Source organism: Desulfovibrio porci (genome assembly GCF_009696265.1).
GTDB lineage: Bacteria > Desulfobacterota > Desulfovibrionia > Desulfovibrionales > Desulfovibrionaceae > Desulfovibrio > Desulfovibrio porci.
The window spans coordinates 74,959-95,126 of record NZ_VUMH01000012.1; the positions used below are offsets into that span (position 1 = coordinate 74,959).

Here is a 20,168-nt window from a genome sequence, read left to right on the forward strand (position 1 = left end):
TCACCTCCAACAGCGTCTGTTCCATGAAGACGTTTGCGGGAATCAGCTTTCCCGCGCGGCCTCCGAGGCATATGCTTTTCTGATGGCATTTCCCAGTGAAGCATACTCACACGGCGCGACCTTGCACGCGGAAACCAAACTGTTCAGACGTACTGTTTTCTGCCTCCCGAAAACACTATTGAGAGTTTTCGTCGCAAGCACATAAAACTCCCATTGGCTCAAATCCAATGGATGTATGGTCTGCTGATCCTTATGCTTCAAAACGCAAAAAACATAGACATCAGCCTGGCGTTTTTTCTCTTTTTCTCTTCCATCCCCGCCCCGTGTTTCAGGAATATTAAAAACAATGGTTGAAAGCTTCTCTTGTGCCCATGACTGAATATATGCGGAGGTTTTAACTTCAATTTTTATCCCCTCGGAGGAGAGGATATCAAAGCTCTCCCACGTGGAGCTGGTTTCCATATCACAGCCGATGGCCATCGCCACGATATATTCGGCGAGCTTCCCCCGTTCAGTATTGCCGACGAGGTCGGAGAAGGCCCAGATCCAGAAATCCTGAAGCGTGCGCTTCGGCTCCAAGCCCACAAAGACTTCTCTGCCGCTCTTGGGTCTGACTTTCATTGCGGGAAAACCGGACATGGCTCCACCTTGCAAAGATCAAAGGCTTGGTCCACAGGCGGCAAGTGCGCCGCATACTCAACTCATATATATCTTAGTAGCATAGTCGCCCGGCACGGTGAAGCCCGTGCGCATATCCCGCCCTTGACAATGCCGCCCTCTTCCACAAGCATGCGGAAAACACCGCCATTGCCAGCGAGGACGCCATGACCCACGATCTTTCCTGTTTCAAAGCCTACGACATCCGGGGCCGCGTGCCGGACGCCCTCAATCCTGACCTGGCCCGCGCTCTGGGGCGGGCCGTGGCCGAAGCGCAGGGCGCGCGCGACGTGGTGATGGGGCGCGACGCCCGGCTGAGCGGACCGGCCTTGCGCGACGCCCTGGCCGAAGGCTTGCTGGCCGCCGGGGCGCGGGTCACGGATCTGGGGCTCTGCGGCACGGAGGAAATCTACTATGCCGCCGCCAATCAGCCCTTTGACGCCGGGATCATGATCACCGGCAGCCACAATCCGGCGGACGAGAACGGCTTCAAGCTGGTCCGCGCCGGAGCTGTGCCGGTGAGCGGGGATTCCGGCCTGCACGAGCTCAGGGATTGCGTGGCCCGCCTGCTTGAGAAGCGCACTCCGGAGGGAGCGGCGGCCACGGACGCGCTGAGCGGCGTGCGCCGGGCCTGTTTCAGGCCGGACTATCTGAACTGGCTGCTGGATTACAGCGGCGCGCGGGAATTACGCGGCCGGGCCGGAGTGGCCCGGCCCCTGAAAATCGTGGCCGACGCGGGCAACGGCTGCGCCGGGCTGGTGCTGCGCGAACTGGCCCCGGCCCTGCCCTTTGATTTTGTCTGCCGCCAGATGGAGCCGGACGGACATTTCCCCAACGGCGTGCCCAACCCCCTGTTGCCGGAAAAACGCCGCGACACGGCCCAGGCCGTGCGTCAGGCCGGGGCTGACCTGGGCATCGCCTGGGACGGGGATTTTGACCGCTGCTTCTTTTACGACAACCAAGGGCGCTTCATCGAGGGCTATTATCTGATCGGCCTGCTGGCCGGGGAACTGCTGCGGCGCTTCCCCAGCGGCAAGATCATCCATGACACGCGCGTCTACTGGAACACGCGCGAGATGGTCCTGGCCGCGGGAGGCACGCCGGTCATGGGCAAGACCGGCCACGCCTTCATGAAGGAAAGAATGCGCGCCGAGGACGCGGTTTACGGCGGCGAAATGAGCGCCCATCACTATTTCCGCGATTTCGCCTACTGCGACTCGGGCATGCTGCCCTGGCTGCTCATCGCCGCGCTGCTCGGCCGCACGGGCGCGACCCTGGCCGAACTGGCGGCCGCGCGCATGGCCGCCTACCCTTGCAGCGGCGAGATCAACCGCCGCGTGGCCGACGCGCCCGGCCTGATGCGGAAAATCCGCGACCGTTATGCCAACGCGGCCCTGCACGAAGACCATCTGGACGGCGTCAATCTGGAATTCGCCCGCTGGCGCTTCAATCTGCGCATGTCCAATACCGAACCCCTGCTGCGCCTGAATGTGGAAAGCCGCGCCGATCCCGCCCTGCTGGAGGACAAGACCGGCGAACTGCTGGGCCTGATCGACGCCGAGGACGGCACGGCCCCGGCCTGAACCGGACGGCTTTTTACGCCTCCCGCGCCAGAATATACACACAGGCGGCGGCCAGATCCGGCACTGTGGGCACCTCGGGCAGGCTTTCCCGCGCCTCAGCCGCTTCCCGCTCTCCCCAGCCCGAACGCAGCACGGCCCGGCAACCGGCGGCCAGGCCGGCCCGCGTGGTGCACGTAGCCCGTATCCAGATTGAGTGTGCCGTCACGGTCCAGAAAAATCGCGCGGCGCGTTGCGTTGCTCATGCCCCATGTTAGCCGCCCGGCCCATACGGGTAAAGCCCCGGCGCGGGCAGCCTTTCCTTCTTGCGCTCTCTTCCGGCGGGTCGCGGGCTTTACCGTTTCGCGCGGCATGGCATAACACGGCGGCGGCAGAGAGAATCAGACAAGAACGAGAGAGAATCGTCTCTATGCCGGGAAGGGGAAAACACCTATCCATAAGGCAGGAAAATTCCTTCTCAAGGAGCAGCGAAATGACAAAGCACAGCATTCTCCGCAACGGCACGCAGCCTTCCGTCAAGGGGCCGGAGGCCTGGTTCACGGGCACGGTGCGCATTGACCCCCTGTTTCCGGCGCACGGGGCGTCGCGGGCCGCTGCCGCGTCCGTCACCTTCGAGCCGGGCGCGCGCACGGCCTGGCACACCCATCCGCTGGGGCAGGCCCTGATCATCACCTCCGGCCTGGGCCTGGTGCAGATTGAAGGCGGTCCCATTGAGGAAGTGCGCCCCGGCGACACGGTCTGGTTTCCGCCGCATGTCCGGCACTGGCACGGCGCCGCGCCCCAGGTTGCCATGACCCATATTTCCGTGGCTGAGGAACTGGACGGCACGGCCGTGGACTGGCTGGAAAAGGTCAGCGACGTGCAGTATTCCGGGCAGGAATAAGGGAGACGCTCCGGGGCGGAACCGCCGGAGGACCTGGCCCACAGCGTCCCGGCGGATAAAAAAGATGCTTGCCGATGCGCGCGATCAGCGTCATGCTGGCGCGCATCGGCGCGCGTTCCTCCCGGGACGGCCCGCCGTGGAGAATCGGGCATGGAATTGGGAACACATCTGAAGGGCCTTTTTCTGGCCCTGACCACGGTAATTTTCTGGGGTACGCTGCCCATTGCGCTCAAGCAGGTGGTGACCACGGTGGACCCCACAACCATCGTCTGGATACGCTTCAGCACGGGCGCGCTCTGGCTGTGGTTCTGGCTGCCCCGCAGGACGACGCGCCGCGCCCGGTCCGGTCTGTACAGCGGGCGCGTCGTTCTGCTGCTCGGCGTGGCGGCCGCCGGGCTGGGCGGCAATTTCGTGCTCTACAACGCCTCCGTGGCCTGCATGAGCGCTTCCGCCTGCCAGATCGTCGCGCAGGCCGGTCCCATGCTGCTCATGCTGGGCAGCGTCCTGGTGCTGGGCGAAGCCCTGCGCCGCGTGCAGGTGGCCGGGGTCGTGGTGCTGCTGCTCGGGCTGGGGCTTTTTTTCAACGAACGCCTGACCGAGCTGTTTCAGATCCGCGACGGCTACGGACTCGGCCTGGCGCTGGGCCTCACGGCCGCGGTGGTCTGGGCCGTCTACGGCCTGGCCCAGAGGATCTTGCTGCGCGAAATGGCTCCGCCCCGGATCATGCGCGTGCTCTACACCTGTTGCGCGCTGGCCCTGTTCCCCTTCGCCACGCCGAGCGCCCTGCTCCGTCTGGACACCGCGCAGAGCCTGTGCCTGGCCTACTGCTGCCTGAACACCCTGGTCGCTTACGGCGCGTTCAGCCGGGCCATGTCCTGCTGGAACACGGCCAAGGTCAGCGCCATCCTCACCCTGACGCCCCTGTTCACCCTGGCCTTCGCCCAGATCTTCCATCTGCTCGCGCCGAGCTTTTTTCCGGCCGACCCGCTGAACTGGCTGGGCTACGGCGGCGCGCTGGTGGTGGTCTGCGGGGCCGGACTCATCGCCGTGGGTCCATTGCTGCATCTTCCGGCTTTGCCGCACCGCCACTGAGGCAGGCTCTCCCGGAGCAGATGATCAAGAGTATAACGAAAGGCGCGGGAATCAAATGATTCCCGCGCCTTCTTCAGAGCATTGTATAAAATGCCCGGTTACGACGGGCAAAGCCCGCCTGCTCGCATTTCGCGGCAAGGATTTGCAGAGCGGTTCACGCATTTCATGCGTGAACCGCTCTATTGCATCTGACGGAGGAGGTCGGCCGTCAGATGCGGATGCTGTCGCGCACGTCTTCCAGACGGGCCTTGGCGAAAAGCAGATAGGAGAGGATCAGCTCCCCGGAATTGAAGGACGAGGTGATGTACAGCGGATCATAGGTGCAGATGCGGTTCAGGCTGTCCATGGCGGCGGCCATGTTCCCCTCGTTGTTCTTGGCGCTGATCTCGGGATAGAGGACATAGAGCGTGCTGATGAAGTCCCGCAGAACCAGCGCGATGCCCTGCACCTCGTAGATGCGGTTGTCCAGCTCATAGAAGGGCATGGCCTGGGCCTTTTCCAGCAGGCCGATGGCGTAGCCCAGCATATTCTCGCCGGTCACGGTGACAAAGGAGGCGTACAAATCGTCGGTGCGGCAGTTGTAGACGCCCGTGCCCTTGTCCAGGGATTCCTTGTACTGGTCCAGCAGGCGCAGGCCCTTTTTGTAGGAGCCTTCAGCCGAGGGGAACATAAAACTGCGCGGGTCCATGGCAAAGCTGTTAATGCGCGCCTTGTACAGGAACTCGCTCTCGCGGTCGCTGGACCCCAGTTTGGCGATCTGGCTGGAATACAGATCCAGCAGGAACTTGGTGGCGTGGTAAACGCCGTACTGGCGGTAGGCCCGGTTGTCCAGCACGAAGCGGTTGAAGATGATGTCGTTGAAGCTCCAGCCGAAGGTGGAGTTCAGCTCGTAGCGCATCTGATGGGTGATGGCGTCCAGCAGGATTTTGCCTTTTTCATTGTCGGACAGCTGGGCGGCGTCGGCGGGCACGGCCACCGGCTCCGGGAAGGTGGTGGCGTCCACCGCGGAATACACGCGCTGCAGGCCCCAGGCCAGAACCAGAATGCCCAGCAGCAGGCAGACCTGCACGGCCAGGGTTTTCAGCACGACGCGCAATTTCAGGATAGTGGGCAATTCAGGCAGCTTCATGAAAAATCCTCGCTTGAAAGACAGGGATAGACGCCGCTCCGGCTGAACGGCATCGCCATAGTATATAGGGCCTTTCGGCCCGAACGGAAGGGGGGGAGATGAAAAAACCTGTATCCGGCTTACGTTTTTCAGGGCCGCCGCCCAAGGTGTTCTTGTGAAAAAGTGCCTTTTTGCATTGTTGCAAAAAAACAACATATTAACTTTATCTATTCATTTCAGCAAGATATATTATTTTTATTGTTTTTTTGCAACAAACCGTCGTGGAAGCCACATCCGTCATGCCCCTGCTTTTACAGCATTTTTCTTTTAATATCAGCATATTGCCTGAATGGCACGCAAGATGCTTTCCCATCGGCATTTGGGACGGAACAAATCCCAACGTCCGAGAGCATAAAACCCATTCAGGAGTTTGTCATGAGCCAGTGCAGTTGCTGCATGTCCCCCCAGGAAGACCGCGTCATCAACAAAAACATCAACCGCCAGGGGCGGGAGCGCGTCTACAAGATCCTGGAGCGCAACCAGTTCAGCCTTCCCCATGTGGATGTGGAACGCGCCAAATACTTCACCGAATCCATGCGCGAAACCGAGGGTGAGCTGCTGACCCTGCGCTGGGCCAAGGCGCTCAAAAACGTGGCTGAAAAAATTACGGTCTGGATCACGCCGGACCAGCTTCTGGCGGGCCGCGTGGGCAAGCTGGGACGCTACGGCATCCTTTACCCCGAAATCGACGGCGACTTTTACCGCGAGGTGCTGGCCGACCTGGAGCACCGCGACAAGAGCCCCTTCCAGATCTCCCGGGAAGACATCAAGACGGTCATGGAAGACATCGCCCCCTACTGGGAGGGCAAAACCTACCATGAGCACCTCAACAAAACCCTGCCCGCCGAAATCCGCGGCGTGACCTACGACGACGAGCGCGGCCTCAAGTCCAAATTCGTGGTCAGCGAAACCTCGTCCTACCGCTCCGCCCTGCAATGGGTGCCGGACTATGAAAAGGTTCTCAAGCGCGGCTTCATCGACATCCAGAACGAAGCCAAGGCCAAACTGGCCCAACTGGATCTGAACAATTCCGTGGACCTCTGGGACAAGAAGCCCTTCTTGGAAGCCATGATCATCGTCTGCGACGCCATCATGATCTGGGCCGGACGCCACGTCCAACTGGCCAAGGACCTGGCCGCCAAGGAAAGCGACCCCAAGCGCAAGGCCGAACTGCTTCAGATCGCCGAGATCTGCGAGCGCGTGCCCGCCCATCCGGCCCGCACCTTCCGCGAGGCCATGCAGTGCCAGTGGTTCGTGCAGATGTTCTCGCGCATCGAACAGAAGGCCAGCGCCATCATTTCCAACGGCCGCATGGACCAGTACCTCTATCCCTACTATGAAAAGGATATCGAGGAAGGCCGCCTGACCCGCGAAGAGGCCAAGGAACTGCTGGAATGCATGTGGGTGGACATGGCCCAGTTCATCGACCTGTACATCAATCCCACGGGCGTGGAATTCCAGGAAGGCTACGCCCACTGGGAGGCCGTGACCATCGGCGGCCAGACCCGCGAAGGCGAGGACGCCACCAACGACCTGACCTATCTTTTCCTGGAATCCAAACGCGAATTCCCGCTCAATTACCCGGATCTGGCCGCGCGCATCCATTCCCGCTCGCCCGAGCGCTTCCTGTACGAAGTGGCCCTGACCATCAAGGACGGCTCCGGTTTCCCCAAGCTCATCAATGACGAGGAAGTGATCCTCCTGAACACCGTCAAGGGCTGCCCCATGGACGAGGCCCTGGACTACGCCGTGTCCGGCTGCACCGAAACCCGCATGCCCAACCGGGACACCTACACCTCGGGCTGCGTGTACGTGAACTTCGCCACGGCTCTGGAAATGGCGCTTTACAACGGCCGCATGCTGCGCTACGGCGATGAGCTCATCGGCCTGGAAACCGGCGATCCCCTCGGGTTCAAGACCTGGGAAGAATTTTACGAAGCCTACAAGGCCCAGCATCTGAACCTGCTGCACAAGGCCTTCCAGCAGCAGCATGTGGTGGACAAGCTGCGCCCGCAGCACTTCGCCGCGCCGCTGTCCTCGGTGCTCCACGACCTGTGCATGGAAAACATGCTGGACCTGCACACCGAAAAAATCCCCGGCGGCGTGGACTACTCCTACTTTGAATTCCTGGGCTACGGCACGGTGGTGGACTCTCTGGCGGCCATCAAAAAGCTGGTCTTCGAGGAAAAGAAGCTGAGCCTCAAGGAAGTGCTGGATGCCTGCAAGGCCGACTTCAAGGGCTATGAGCCGGTGCGCGAAATGCTGCGCAACGCCCCCTGCTACGGCAACAACGACCCCTATGTGGACAGCATCGCCAAGGACGTGGACCGCTTCACCCAGGTGGAGGCCGAAAAGAGCAGCGAGGAACGCGGCATACACGTGGACGTGCGCTATGTGCCCATCACCTCGCACGTGCCCTTCGGCAAGGTGGTCGCGGCCACGCCTAACGGCCGCCACGCCTGGACGGCCCTCTCCGACGGCTCCTCCGCCTCTCACGGCGCGGACAAGAACGGCCCCACGGCCGTGCTGCTCTCCAACTACCATTCCAAGAACTACGGCATGATCAACCGCGCCTCGCGCCTGCTGAACATCAAGCTGTCGCCCAAGTGCGTGGCTGGCGAGGAAGGCACGGAAAAAATCGTCAACCTGATCCGCACCTGGTGCGATCTCAAGCTCTGGCATCTGCAGTTCAACATCGTGAACAAGCAGACCCTGCTCAACGCCCAGAAAGATCCGGACAACTACCGCAGCCTGCTGGTGCGCATCGCCGGTTACAGCGCCTACTTCTGCGATCTGTCCCGCGACCTCCAGAACGATATTATCGACCGCACGGAACATTCCGGATTCTAGGACGGTTCAGACAAAGGGAATCCGTTCTGAACGCGACCCAAGGGCTGTTTCCAAATTGACGAAGCCGCAAAGCGAAAGGGCCAGGTTGGAAACAGCCCCTGGCGAAACGACCGAAATCAACCACGGGGGGGAGGGGGAAAGCCCCCCTCCCCTTCTTTTTTCCGCCATGGGCGCACGCCCGGCGACTCAAAGGATTTTTCCATGACGGACGCGCAAGTAAGCGGCATTGTCTTCAATGTACAGAAATTCAGCGTGCATGACGGCAAGGGCATCCGCACCCTGGTCTTTCTCAAGGGCTGTCCCCTGCGCTGCCGCTGGTGCAGCAATCCCGAATCCCAGAGCCTCAAGCCCGAACACGCCTTCAATCCCACGCGCTGCCTCACGGCCGGGGTCTGCGGCCGCTGCCTCGCGGCCTGCCCCACGGGCGCGCTCAGTTTGACGGCGGACGGCCTGATCCGCCATGACCGCAACAAGTGCGAGGAATGTTTCGCCTGCGTGCGGGCCTGCCCCTCGGGCGCGCAGAGCGTCTACGGCGAAAGCATGAGCGTGGGTCAGGCGCTGGATAAAGTGGAAGAGGACGGCGTCTTCTACCACCGCTTTGGCGGCGGCATGACCCTTTCCGGCGGCGAAGCCCTCATGCAGCATGAATTTGCCGTCGCCCTGCTGCGCGAAGCCCGCCGCCGCCGCATCGACACCACCATCGAGACCTGCGGCTGCTACCCCTACGAGCGCCTGCGCGACGCCTGCCCGCATCTGAACAGGCTGATCTTCGACATCAAATGCCTGGACCCGCGCAAGCACAAGGCGCAGACCGGCGTGGACAACGCCCTGATCCTGGAAAATTTCCGCCGGGTCTGCGAGGATTTTCCCGATCTGCCCATCCGGGTGCGCACGCCCGTGATTCCCGGCTTCAACGACAGCGAGGACGACATCCGCGCCATCCGCCGGATGGTGCCCCGCCGCCCCAACATCGACTATGAACTGCTGGCCTACCACCGCATGGGCCAACCCAAGTACGGCTATCTCGGCCGCCGCTACGAACTGGAGGGCGCGACTCTGGACGAGGCGCTCATGAAAAATCTGAACGAAATCGCCCGGTAGGGCGGTGTTCCATTATGGAGATCGCAATGAGCATGAACATCGGATTCTGGGGCGTCGGCCTCATGGGCGCGCCGCTGGCGCGCCGCCTTATCAAGGCCGGTTACAACGTGCTGGCCTACAGTCGCAATTTGGCCAAAGCGCGGGAAGTTGCGGACGCGGGCAGGACGGGTTCAGCCACGGACCGCGTGGAAGATCTGGCGGCCTGTGACGTGCTGTTCACCTGCCTGGCCCTGCCGGAGCATGTCCGGCGGGCCGTCTCCGGCCCGACGGGTCTGTACGGCCGGATGAACCGCGGCGCGGTCCATGTGGAATGCAGCACCATTGACCCCGCGCTGGCCGAAAGCCTGGCGGAAGAAGCGGCGCGGCGCGGCATCGCCTATGTCCAGGCCACGCTGGGCAAAACGCCGCTTGCGGCCGCCGGGGGCGAAGCCCCCATTTTCACCGGCGGCGACGCCGCGGCCCGCAAGCGGGTCTGGCCCCTTCTTGAGGTCATGGGCAAACCCGAGGACGTCTCCAGCATCAACGCCGCCTGCGCCATAAAACTTATCAGCAATCTGGTGGGAATGGCCAATCTGGCCGTCCTGGCCGAAGGCATGCGCCTGGGGCAGCGCGCCGGCATCGCGCCGGAACTCCTCCTGCGTCTCCTGGCGGATACCGGGGCGCGCGGGTTTCAGATGGAGACGCGCGGTCCCTGGATCGCCAACAAGGATTTCGCGCCGCGCTTCGCGCTCAGCCTCGCCCACAAGGACATGCGGCTGGGCTGCGAGATGGCCCGCCATCAACGGGTTTCCACCCCGGTTCTGGAGGCGGCCCGAGCCGTCTTCGCGGCCGCCGAGGCGCAAGGACTGGGCAAGCTGGATTGCGCCGCCGTAAGCGAAGTTTCGCCGCAAACGGAAGAGGCCTCCGCCCGCTCATAACGCATTTGCCGAAAATCGGCCCCCTTTACGACGCGGTTTGTGTAAAAAAACAACAAAACCATCTCAGGCGTGTTGCTTTTTTGCACAAACCGCGTCGCATATTTCCATAATACGTTAACATTACGTAATAATTTTTAAAAATTTTCAAACTATGCGCCCATGCAACACTTGCTAATAATTCGTATTATTGAGAATAAAAGCACAAAATGAAAATTTTATATAACATACTGATATATAACAGAGTTTATGTAAATTTACGCATCCTCGCACGCGCAAAAAAGAAGCACGCCTCCTCCCGGCCTCAAAAGCATGCTTGTGACATGTCCATATTTTATCATATATAACAACATATTAGAAATTCATCCTTTTTTGGACATCGGCAAAACGTCACTTTAAAATGTTCTTTTTTTCGCAAAGTGGCCCCGATTTTGCTTGTCTGCCCTGTACACGAACTTCCCCCCATAACCCCAAGGAGTAAAAGCCATGAAACGCATTCTGGCCGCGCTGTGCACCATATCCCTGTTGCTCGGGGCAACGTCCGACGCCGGGGCTGCGGAATACCCCAAGATGACCATCCGCGCCGCCACCGCCAACCCCGACGGCAGCCTGCATGTGGAAGCCATCAATAAATTCAAGGAAATTGTGGAAAAGGAATCGGACGGCAAGATCACGGTGCAGACGTTCTACGGCGGCTCCATGGGTGACGAACAGGCCAACGTAAAGCAGTTGCGCACCAATGAGATCCATCTGGCCGTGGTTTCCTGCGGCAACCTGACGCCGTTCGCCTCCAAGGCCGGGGTGTTCTATCTCCCTTACGGCTTCCCCAAAATCGAGGACGCCCGGAAGGTTTTCACCAACGAAGCGTTCATGGACAGAATGGCCGACGAAATCGCCAAGCAGAGCCGCGCCCGGCCGCTTTCCTGGCTGATGGGCGGCTACCGGGTGCTCACCAACTCCAAAAAACCCGTCACCTGCATGGCTGACCTCAAGGGCCTGAAAATCCGCGTGCCCGCCGTGGAACTGCAATTGGAAGCCTTCCGCGCCTGGGGTGTGGAACCGCATCCCCTGTCCTGGTCCGAAACCTTCAACGGTCTGCAGCAGGGCGTTGTGGACGGACAGGAAAATCCCCACACCATCAACCGCGACCAGAAGTTCTGGGAAGTGCAGAAGTACATCACCGACCTGCACTATCTGCTCTGGGTCGGCCCCATGCTGGTTTCCGACCCCTGGTACCGCAAGCTTGATCCCGCGACCAAGGAACTGGTGACCCGCGCCGCCCGCGAAGCCGCCCAGTATGAGTGGCAATGGGCCGCCGAACAGGATGCCCTGGCCCTGCAGCAATGCCTTGAAAAAGGCATGGCCATCAACGCCCTGACCGACGAGGACGCCTGGATGAAGGCGGCCCGGGACATGTGGCCCAAAATCTACGACAAGGTCGGCGGCAAGGAAAATGTGGACGAACTGCTGAAGATCATGGCGCAGTAGCCGGACGCACGGCCGCGTCGCGCGCATCGTCCGGCGCGGCCATTCTTTCAAGGAGCCGATCACCATGTCCTTTTTCAAAAAATGCTATGACAATTTTGAGGAATATGTCTGTGCCGGACTTGTCTTTCTGATGATCTTCTGTCTGGTCCTCCAGGTTGTGATGCGTATTTTCACCGGGTCCTCCTTCGCCTGGACCGAGGAACTGTCCCGCTACAGTTTCCTGTGGGCCGTCTTCGTGGGCGCGGCCCTGGCCGTCAAGCGCGGCGGGCATGTGCGCATCACAGCCCAGTTCGGCCGGCTGGGCGTCAAGGCGCGCCTGTTTTTCCGCGTTCTGGGCGACGCCGTCTGGATAGCCTTCAATATCTATTTCATCACGGTTTGCTGGGAAACGATCCAGGAGGGCCTGGAATATCCGGAAATATCCCCCACCCTGGGCGTGGTCAAAGGCCATGTGGAAATGATCATTCCCTTCTGCTTTCTGCTGGTGAGCTGGCGTATTGTGGAACAGTACTGGAAGCACTGGCGCGCGGGCACCCTGGCCGGCCTTGTGAACTATGAGGAGAACCCCCAATGAGTCCGCTTGAACTTGCCCTGGTCGCGATGGCCGTCCTTTTTCTGCTGGGCGTCCCCATTTTCATGTCGCTGGCCATCGCGGCGGCGGTCACCCTGCTCAGCGGCGACATCCTGCCCATGTCCATCATCCACAATTCCCTGTTCGACGGGCTCAACCTCTTTCCGCTGCTGGCCATCCCCTGTTTTGTGGTGGCCGGGACGCTGATGGAATACGGCAACATCACCCAGCAGATTGTGGATGTGGTCAAGCAGATGGTGGGGCGCATGCACGGCGGCCTGGGCATCACCACCATTCTGGCCTGCACCTTCTTCGCGGCCATCTCCGGCTCCGGTCCGGGCACGGTGGCGGCCGTGGGCACCATCCTCATTCCCGCCATGGTCCGCAACGGTTATTCGCGCGAGTACGCCAGCGCGGCGGCCTCCTCGGGCGGCACCATCGGCATTCTCATCCCCCCCAGCAACCCCATGATCATTTACGCCATTCTGGGCAATCTGTCGGTGACCGCCATGTTCACGGCCGGTTTTCTGCCCGGCTTTCTGGTGGCCTTCGCCATGATCGCCACAGCCTGGCTGCTGGCCCGCAAAAACAATTTCCGCGGGGACGAAACCGAAAAATTCGAATTGCGCAGATTCATGCGCAGCTGCCGCAAATGCTTCTTCGCGCTCATGACGCCCTTCATCATTCTCGGCTCCATCTATTCCGGCTACGCCACGCCGGTGGAAGCCTCGGTGGTGGCCATTCTGTACGCGCTTTTCGTCGGCATCGTCATCAACCGCGCCCTGAAGTGGGAACATATCAACAAGGCCCTGCTGGAAGGCGCCATGGTCTGCGGCGGCGTTCTGCTCATCGTGGGCGCGTCCACCCTGTTCGGCAAAATTCTCACTTTCGAGGAGGCCCCGCAAAAACTCACCGGTCTGGTCATGGGCATTTCAAAGGATCCCTACGTGGTCCTGCTGATGATCATCGCCGTGCTGTATGTGCTGGGCATGTTCATGGAAACCCTGTCCACCATCATCATTCTGGTGCCCGTCCTGCTGCCCATGATTCTGGAACTGGGCATCAATCCCATCCACTTCGGCATCATCCTGGTGGTGACCAACAACGTGGCCATGCTGACGCCGCCGCTGGGGGTCAATCTTTTTGTGGCCTCACGCATAGGCGGCATCTCGGTGGAGCGCCTGTCCCTCGCCGTCTTGCCCTACCTTCTGGCCCTGACGGTGAGCATTCTGATCCTGACCTTTGTGCCGTCCATCAGTACCTTCCTGCCCGATGCGCTGGGCTACGGGAAGTAGCGGCGACATTCAACAACATAAGGAATTTCCATGAAAATCATTGACTTCCGCTTTCGCCCCAGTACGCCGGACGCGGTCAAGGGCATGCTGGGCAACAAGGTTTTCGGCGAGATGTTCGAGCTGTTCCACTATGCCGACCGGGCCAAGCCCGAGCCCATTGAAAAAATCGTCGGGGATATGGAGAAACAGGGCGTGGTCAAGGGCGTGGTCACGGGCCGCGACGCCGAAACCACCTACGGCCTGGCTTCGGCCAATCCCGGTATTGTGGCCCTGATGGAGCGCAATCCCGACAAATTCATCGGCTTCGCCGGGCTGGACCCGCACAAGGGCATGGACGCCCTGGCCGAACTCACGCGCATGGTCACAAAGCACGGCATGCGCGGCGCGGCCATTGATCCGTATCTGGCGCGCATCCCGGCCAGCCACGCCAGGTACTACCCCATTTACGCCAAGTGCTGCGAGCTGGACGTGCCCATCGTCATCACCACCGGGCCCGCCACCCTGGTGCGCGACGCGGTCATGGACGACGCCCATCCCCGCCACATCGACAGGGTGGCGGCGGATTTTCCGGACCTCAAAATCGTCATCAGCCACGGCTGTTACCCCTGGGTCAACGAGGCCGTCATGACCGTGCACCGCAACCGCAACGTCTACATGGATCTGGCGGAATACGAGGAGCAGCCGTTCTCCGAGGGGTATATCCAGGCCGCCAACAGTCTCATCGGCGACAAGCTGCTCTTTGCCAGCGCCGCGCCCTTCATGGATTTCCAGGAGCAGATCGCCCTCTACAAACGCCTGCCCTTCACGCCCGGCGTGCGGGAAAACGTCATGTACAACAACGCGGCCCGGCTGCTCGGCCTGTAGGCGCGCCCCTTTCCGCTTCCGTCTTCCCGCCAGTCCTCCCGGGGAGGCGGAAACGGAAAGAGCGGGGAAACACACTTGCCCCCGGAGAAAAGATGCATGTATAGTCCGCACATGCTGGCCGACTACATCGAACAATTGTGCGACACCTTCCGCGACGCCATCTGCGTCACGGACTGCGAAGGCATTGTGGTGCTGGTCAACCGGCGGCATGCCGAGCTGACGGGCATTCCCAAGGAAAAGATGCTGGGCAGGCGCGTGCAGGACATGGTCCAGAGCGGCGTTTTCGACACGGTGCTCAACACGCGCGTGGTGCGGAGCGGCGAAAAAGTTTCCAGCGTGCAGAATCTCTTCAACGGGCGCACCCTGCTGCTGGACGGCCATCCGGTCAAGAACGCCTCGGGCAAGGTGACCTATGTGGTCACGGTCATTCGCGACGTGACGGCCCTCACCGAGTTGCGCGAGGAAATTTCGGCCCAGAGGGAACTGCTGGAGACCTTTCAGAATCTGAGCAGCGACGCCGCCGGAGCGGGCGGCATCCAGTACCCGCGCGTGCTTCAGAGCCAGGCCATGCAGCGCCTCTACGCCGAGGCCGCCGCCATTGCCGACACTGACGCCACCGTGCTGCTGCTGGGCGAAACCGGCGTGGGCAAGGACGTGGTGGCCCGGCACATCCACCGCCAGAGCCGCCGGGCGGACGCGCCCTTCATCAAGGTGGACTGCGGCAGCATTCCTGAAAATCTCATTGAAACCGAGCTGTTCGGCTATGTGCCGGGCAGTTTTTCCGGGGCCAGCAAGCACGGCAAGGCCGGTCTGGTGGAGGCGGCCTCCTCGGGCACGCTCTTCCTGGACGAGATCGGCGAATTGCCCATGACCATGCAGTCGCGCCTGTTGCGCGTGCTCCAGGACTGGGAGGTGCTGCGCGTGGGAGCCACCACGCCCAAAAAAGTGGACGTGCGCGTCATCGCGGCCACCAACAAGGAACTGGAAAAGGAAGTGGCCCACGGCGCGTTCCGCTCCGATCTCTACTACCGCCTCAAGGTGGCCGTGCTGAACATCCCGCCGCTGCGCAAGCGCCGCGCGGACATCCTGCCGCTGGCCCAGGGTTTTCTGACCTATTACGGCAGGAAATACCGCAAATGCGCCCGTTTTTCCGAAGAAGTGGAGCAGATTCTGCAAAATTACTCCTGGCCGGGCAATGTGCGCGAACTGGAAAATCTGGTGCAGGGCCTGCTGGTCACCTGCAAGCAGGGGATCATCGACGCGCGGGACCTTTCGGGCATCCGCCCGGTCGCGCCCGGTCAGGGGGACCCCGTGGCCGGACGCGGCCTGCCCTCCATTGAGGGCCGCTCGCTCAAAAGCATCATGAAGGAAGTGGAAAACGCGCTCATAGAAGCGGGCCTCAAACGTTACGGCTCCATCGGAGAGCTTTCGCGCCACTTTCAAATGGACCGCAGCACCATTTTCCGCAAGGTCAAGGAGCTGGAGGCCGCCAAAAAGCGTTAGGGGCTGTTTCCAACGAGTCTTTTCGCCCGCCCGCCGCGCCCAACCGGGCCGCCGCCCTTGCTTGGGCTCCGAAATCCGCAAGAATCTTTCAGACATAAAGGACCACGCATGAACGGCCTGTCTCTGGCGCGTGACTACTACGCCGCCTGCCGCCCTATTCTGCTGCAGGCGATACCCGATATCATGGAGCGCGCCGCCGTGGGCCTGGCGGGCGAGGGCTCCGAATGCCTGGGCTGCGACGACGCGTGCTCGCGCGACCATGATTTCGGTCCGGCCTTCTGTCTCTGGCTGCCGCGTGCGGAGCTGCGCGACGCGCGTGAGCGCATTGATGCCGCCCTGGCCCGGCTGCCGAGGGAATTCCACGGCCTTACCTCCCGCTTCGCGCCCGAAGGCCGCCGCGATCCCGCAAACGGACGGGTCGGCCCGCTGGCCATTGAGGATTTTTACGTTTTTTTCACCGGCCTGGACCGGCCGCCCTCCCACTGGCGGGAATGGCTGCGCATCCCGGAATACCAGTTGGCGGCCTGCACCAGCGGCGAGGTCTTCGAAGACGGCGCCGGGGAATTCAGCCGCTGGCGCGAAGCCCTGCTGGCCTGTTACCCGCGCGACGTCCGCCTGAAAAAACTGGCCGCTCGCTGCATGGTCGCGGCCCAGGCCGGACAGTACAACCTGCCGCGTTCTCTGGAACGCGGCGACGGCGTGGCCGCCATGCTGGCGGCGGCGCATTTTGCCGAGGCGGCCCTTTCCCTGGTCTTTCTCTGCAACCGCCGTTACATGCCCTTCTATAAGTGGGCGGGCAGGCTGGGCCGCCGTCTGCCCATACTGGGAGAAGAGTTGGGCCGGACCCTCGACATTCTGGCCGCCCATCCCCTGCGCGGCCCGCGTGACATGGATGCCGTCCGGACCGTGGAGGACTTTTGCGCCGCCGTGGCCGCGCATCTGCGGGCCGTCGGCCTCAGTACGGAGGAGGATTCCTGGCTCTGGGCTCATGGCCCGCATATTCTGCGCCAGGTGGAAAACGAAGAACTGCGCCGTATGGACATGCTCCAGGGCTGACCCGGCACGAGGACCACAGCATGAATACGACTTCATCCCGGCAAAACGACGTACAGGAGGCGCTGGCCCTTTTGGCGCAAGGCCGCCCCGCCGACTGCGAAACCGCCCTGCGCCAGATTCTGCGGCGGCATGAGAATGACGTCCTCTGCCGGGCCGTGTGCCTGGACGGCCTGGGCCGGGCGCTCTTCGCCCTCCGGAGGCCGGTCGAAGCCCTGGACGCGCTGGAGCAAAGCCTGCGCCTGCTGCGCGGCCAGGCAGACGCATCGCGCTCTTCACTCCCCCTGTTGCCGGGCGTCATGCAGAATCTGGCTCACGTCCGCCTGGCCCTGGGCCGGGCGGAGGAAAGCCTGGCCCTGGGGCGGGAGGCCGCGCAACTGGCGGAACAGATTTTCGGGCCGGACTCCCCGCGTCTGGCGGGCGCGCTGCTGCGTCTTTCCGCCGCGTATTACCGCGGGAGAGACTTTGACGAAGCCGAACGGCTCATGCTGCGGGCCAAGGCCATCTGGGAAGCCCAGGACGGCCCTGTCCCGCCGGAGCTGGGCGTCTGCCTGAACAATCTGGGCCGCATCTGCGAGGAACGCGGACAGTTCACCGAGGGCATCGCCCTGCACCGCCGGGCTGTGGCCCTGCGGCGGGAACTTTTGGGTGAACACGAAGACACGGCCTTTTCCCTGGGCAATCTGGGCGTGGCCCTGGCTTCGGACGGACAGTGGGAAGAGGCCGCCGCCGTTCTGGCGGAAGCCATGGGCCTCTACACGCGCCTGGGCAAAGGGGAAAGTCCGGAAGCTGTGGGCTACCGGGCCAATCTGGCCGTCTGCCGCGAGGCGCTCCAGGCGCGGCGCGCCGTGCGCTCTGCGGCCGCAGAGCATCTCAAGTGAAATGCTCCAAACCGGAGGCAAAAAATCATGACTGAAGCACAAGGGCGCGAATCCCTGCTGCGCGAAATCATCGACCGTGAACTGGCCATGTTTCTCGCCACGCCCAACGAGGGCGGCATATCGGCCTGCCAGCAACGGCCCGAAACCTTCCGGGTCATGCGGCGCATGGCCCACGAAGTTCACGACGACGCCACTCTGGCCTCCTATCTGGACGATCTGCGCCGGGCCGAGGAAGAAGGGCGCAACTTCATGCTGGAAAAATACGCGCGTATGGACGAGCGCATGCCGCCCCTCACCCAGAGTCCCTTGCCGGAGGAAATCGCGGACGCGGAAGCGGCCTTTCTGGAGGAGGCCGCCCGCCGGTTCCCGCACGCCATCAAGCGCAACGGTTCCGACATGTTCCGCCGTTACCTGCGCTGCGAACTGGAAACCCTCTCGCCCGCCACGCTGGAGCTCTACGCCGGGGAAATCCGCCGCGCCCGCCGCGAAGGCCGCAATCTCGTCCTGGAGCGCCATCGCTGGCTGGCGCGGCTGCTGGGCAAGGGCTCGCTGAAAGAATGCGAAGCGGCCGCCGCCGCGGCCGGGCGGCTGAAGCGCGAATAAATGAACGCAACAGGGCCTGTCCATTCAAACGGACAGGCCCTTTTAACGCTCTCTGGTCGGAGCGAAAGGATTTGAACCTTCGACCCCCTGCTCCCAAAGCAGGTGCGCTACCAAGCTGCGCCACGCTCCGAACAAAAACCCCGCGTCGTGGCACAGCGGACGCGGGGCAAATTTGTGGGGCGAAAGATGGGACTTGAACCCACGGCCACCTGGGCCACAACCAGGTGCTCTACCAACTGAGCTACTTCCGCCACGGAAAAAATTTCTTACGCAAAATACGGCTTTTTGGCAAGCGATTTTTCCGGAGAACAATTCTGGATTTTCTTTAGAAAAAAATCTACGCTGACGACGTTTTCCCACCACGGACGTCCCGTCCCAACACAGCCCCCCGGAGGCATATGGACAAGCTGATCATTGAAGGCGGCGTGCCGCTCACCGGCAGCATCGACGTCAGCGGTTCCAAAAACGCGGCCCTGCCCATTCTGTTCGCGTCCATCCTGCTGAACGAGCCGGTCGTTTTCACCAACGTGCCGGACCTGCGCGACATCCATACCACGCTCAAGCTGCTGGGTATGCTGGGCTGCCCCTGCTCCTATCAGGAACGGCGGGTCCAGGTGACGCCGGGCGCGCTGCTGCCCGAAGCCCCCTACGATCTGGTGCGCACCATGCGAGCCTCGGTGCTCTGTCTGGGGCCGCTGCTGGCGCGCATCGGCCAGGCTCGCGTGGCTCTGCCCGGCGGCTGCGCCATCGGCGCGCGGCCTGTGGACCAGCACCTCAAGGGCCTGGAGCAGATGGGCGCGCGCTTCGAGCTGGAAGAGGGTTATATCATCGGCCGCTGCCGCAAGCTCAAGGGCGCGCACATCACCTTTGACCTGCCCACGGTGGGCGGCACGGAAAATCTGCTCATGGCCGCCGCCCTGGCCGAAGGCGAGACCATTCTGGAAAACGCGGCCCGCGAGCCGGAAGTGGTGGATCTGGCCAACTTCCTGCTGGTCTGCGGCGCGCGTATCGAGGGCCAGGGCACAAGCTGCATCCGCGTGCAGGGCGTGAACGGCCTGCACGGCGCGGAATACGCCATCATGCCCGACCGCATCGAAGCCGGAACGTTTCTGGTGGCCGCCGGCATCACCGGCGGTGAACTGCTGCTGCGCCACTGCCCCTTCACCGAGCTGGAGGCCGTGATTCTCAAACTGCAGAGCATGGGCATGGACATCACGGCCACGCCCGACGGCGTGCTGGCCAAATGCGGCTGCCCGCTGCGCGGCGCGGACATCAGCACCCAGCCCTATCCGGGCTTTCCCACGGACATGCAGGCCCAGATCATGGCCCTGATGTGCCTGGCCGACGGAGCCAGTGTGGTGGAGGAAAGCATTTTTGAAAACCGCTTCATGCACGTTCTGGAACTGATGCGGATGGGCGCGCAGATCAAGGTTTCCGGGCACACGGCCATGGTGCGCGGAGTAAGCCGCCTCACCGGCGCGCCGGTCATGGCCTCGGACCTGCGGGCCAGCGCCTCCCTGGTGCTGGCCGGTCTGGCCGCGCGCGGCGTCACCGAGGTGCGCCGCATCTATCATCTGGACCGCGGCTACGAGCGCATTGAAAACAAGCTCAACGCCGTGGGCGCGCGCATCCGCCGCGAAGCCGAGTAGCCGCGCCCGGAGGAGG

General features: G+C 62.2%; 18 protein-coding genes and 2 tRNA genes. 15 read left to right on the forward strand and 5 right to left on the reverse strand.

Features of this window, described 5'->3' with window-relative positions; all coding sequences use genetic code 11:
• Nucleotides 1–42 precede the first annotated feature (42 nt).
• Nucleotides 43–639 (reverse strand): hypothetical protein, encoded by a 597-nt coding sequence (locus tag FYJ44_RS11505; RefSeq protein WP_154512246.1) that lies wholly within the window; start codon nt 637–639, stop codon nt 43–45.
• Between the two features lie 185 nt (nt 640–824).
• Between FYJ44_RS11505 and FYJ44_RS11510 the strand changes: the two genes are divergently transcribed.
• Complete coding sequence (locus tag FYJ44_RS11510) at nt 825–2,240, forward strand: phosphohexomutase domain-containing protein (RefSeq protein WP_154512248.1); 1,416 nt, start codon at nt 825–827, stop codon at nt 2,238–2,240.
• A gap of 13 nt (nt 2,241–2,253) precedes the next feature.
• Here the strand turns inward: FYJ44_RS11510 and FYJ44_RS11515 are convergent, their stop codons facing one another.
• Nucleotides 2,254–2,445, reverse strand: coding sequence for a hypothetical protein (locus tag FYJ44_RS11515; protein WP_154512250.1), 192 nt, complete (start codon nt 2,443–2,445; stop codon nt 2,254–2,256).
• Nucleotides 2,446–2,709: 264 nt separating this feature from the next.
• Here FYJ44_RS11515 and FYJ44_RS11520 point away from each other — a divergent pair, with 264 nt between their 5' ends.
• Together FYJ44_RS11520 and FYJ44_RS11525 are read left to right on the forward strand one after the other, a co-directional pair.
• Complete coding sequence (locus FYJ44_RS11520; protein WP_154512252.1) at nt 2,710–3,120, forward strand: (R)-mandelonitrile lyase; 411 nt, start codon at nt 2,710–2,712, stop codon at nt 3,118–3,120.
• 150 nt (nt 3,121–3,270) lie between these two features.
• A complete protein-coding gene (locus FYJ44_RS11525) occupies nt 3,271–4,212 on the forward strand; it encodes a DMT family transporter (RefSeq protein WP_154512254.1) in 942 nt (313 codons plus the stop codon).
• Nucleotides 4,213–4,420: 208 nt separating this feature from the next.
• Here the strand turns inward: FYJ44_RS11525 and FYJ44_RS11530 are convergent, their stop codons facing one another.
• Nucleotides 4,421–5,341 (reverse strand): DUF2333 family protein, encoded by a 921-nt coding sequence (locus FYJ44_RS11530; RefSeq protein ID WP_154512256.1) that lies wholly within the window; start codon nt 5,339–5,341, stop codon nt 4,421–4,423.
• A 414-nt stretch (nt 5,342–5,755) separates the two neighbouring features.
• On the opposite strand from FYJ44_RS11530, the gene hpsG reads away from it, so the two are divergent.
• From hpsG to FYJ44_RS11585, 11 genes are all read left to right on the forward strand, one after another.
• Nucleotides 5,756–8,230 (forward strand): (2S)-3-sulfopropanediol dehydratase, encoded by a 2,475-nt coding sequence (gene hpsG, locus FYJ44_RS11535; RefSeq protein ID WP_154512258.1) that lies wholly within the window; start codon nt 5,756–5,758, stop codon nt 8,228–8,230.
• A 201-nt stretch (nt 8,231–8,431) separates the two neighbouring features.
• Entirely contained in the window at nt 8,432–9,331 is a 900-nt protein-coding gene (hpsH, locus tag FYJ44_RS11540) for a (2S)-3-sulfopropanediol dehydratase activating enzyme (protein WP_154512260.1), read from the forward strand.
• Between the two features lie 26 nt (nt 9,332–9,357).
• Nucleotides 9,358–10,248 carry an NAD(P)-dependent oxidoreductase gene (locus tag FYJ44_RS11545; protein ID WP_229772684.1) on the forward strand — a complete coding sequence of 297 codons (891 nt, stop codon included), beginning with the start codon at nt 9,358–9,360 and terminating at the stop codon, nt 10,246–10,248.
• A gap of 483 nt (nt 10,249–10,731) precedes the next feature.
• Nucleotides 10,732–11,733 (forward strand): TRAP transporter substrate-binding protein, encoded by a 1,002-nt coding sequence (locus FYJ44_RS11550; protein ID WP_154512262.1) that lies wholly within the window; start codon nt 10,732–10,734, stop codon nt 11,731–11,733.
• Nucleotides 11,734–11,797: 64 nt separating this feature from the next.
• Complete coding sequence (locus tag FYJ44_RS11555) at nt 11,798–12,307, forward strand: TRAP transporter small permease (RefSeq protein WP_154512264.1); 510 nt, start codon at nt 11,798–11,800, stop codon at nt 12,305–12,307.
• Nucleotides 12,304–13,599 carry a TRAP transporter large permease gene (locus FYJ44_RS11560; protein WP_154512266.1) on the forward strand — a complete coding sequence of 432 codons (1,296 nt, stop codon included), beginning with the start codon at nt 12,304–12,306 and terminating at the stop codon, nt 13,597–13,599. Before FYJ44_RS11555 ends, FYJ44_RS11560 begins: the two co-directional genes overlap by 4 nt.
• 30 nt (nt 13,600–13,629) lie before the next feature.
• Nucleotides 13,630–14,463, forward strand: a complete 834-nt coding sequence (locus FYJ44_RS11565) for an amidohydrolase family protein (RefSeq protein WP_154512268.1) — start codon at nt 13,630–13,632, stop codon at nt 14,461–14,463.
• Between the two features lie 96 nt (nt 14,464–14,559).
• The gene (locus FYJ44_RS11570) at nt 14,560–15,966 is read left to right on the forward strand and encodes a sigma-54 interaction domain-containing protein (RefSeq protein ID WP_229772685.1); all 1,407 of its coding nucleotides are present in this window, start codon (nt 14,560–14,562) and stop codon (nt 15,964–15,966) included.
• Nucleotides 15,967–16,074: 108 nt separating this feature from the next.
• Nucleotides 16,075–17,022 carry a DUF4037 domain-containing protein gene (locus FYJ44_RS11575; RefSeq protein WP_154512270.1) on the forward strand — a complete coding sequence of 316 codons (948 nt, stop codon included), beginning with the start codon at nt 16,075–16,077 and terminating at the stop codon, nt 17,020–17,022.
• A gap of 20 nt (nt 17,023–17,042) precedes the next feature.
• A complete protein-coding gene (locus FYJ44_RS11580) occupies nt 17,043–17,900 on the forward strand; it encodes a tetratricopeptide repeat protein (protein ID WP_154512272.1) in 858 nt (285 codons plus the stop codon).
• Between the two features lie 27 nt (nt 17,901–17,927).
• The gene (locus FYJ44_RS11585; RefSeq protein ID WP_154512274.1) at nt 17,928–18,503 is read left to right on the forward strand and encodes a DUF4125 family protein; all 576 of its coding nucleotides are present in this window, start codon (nt 17,928–17,930) and stop codon (nt 18,501–18,503) included.
• 53 nt (nt 18,504–18,556) lie between these two features.
• Here the strand turns inward: FYJ44_RS11585 and FYJ44_RS11590 are convergent.
• Nucleotides 18,557–18,633, reverse strand: a tRNA-Pro gene (locus FYJ44_RS11590).
• Nucleotides 18,634–18,678: 45 nt separating this feature from the next.
• Nucleotides 18,679–18,754: transfer RNA gene (locus FYJ44_RS11595), tRNA-His, on the reverse strand.
• A 147-nt stretch (nt 18,755–18,901) separates the two neighbouring features.
• Here FYJ44_RS11595 and murA point away from each other — a divergent pair.
• Complete coding sequence (gene murA, locus FYJ44_RS11600) at nt 18,902–20,152, forward strand: UDP-N-acetylglucosamine 1-carboxyvinyltransferase (protein WP_154512276.1); 1,251 nt, start codon at nt 18,902–18,904, stop codon at nt 20,150–20,152.
• The last annotated feature ends 16 nt before the right edge of the window (nt 20,153–20,168 follow it).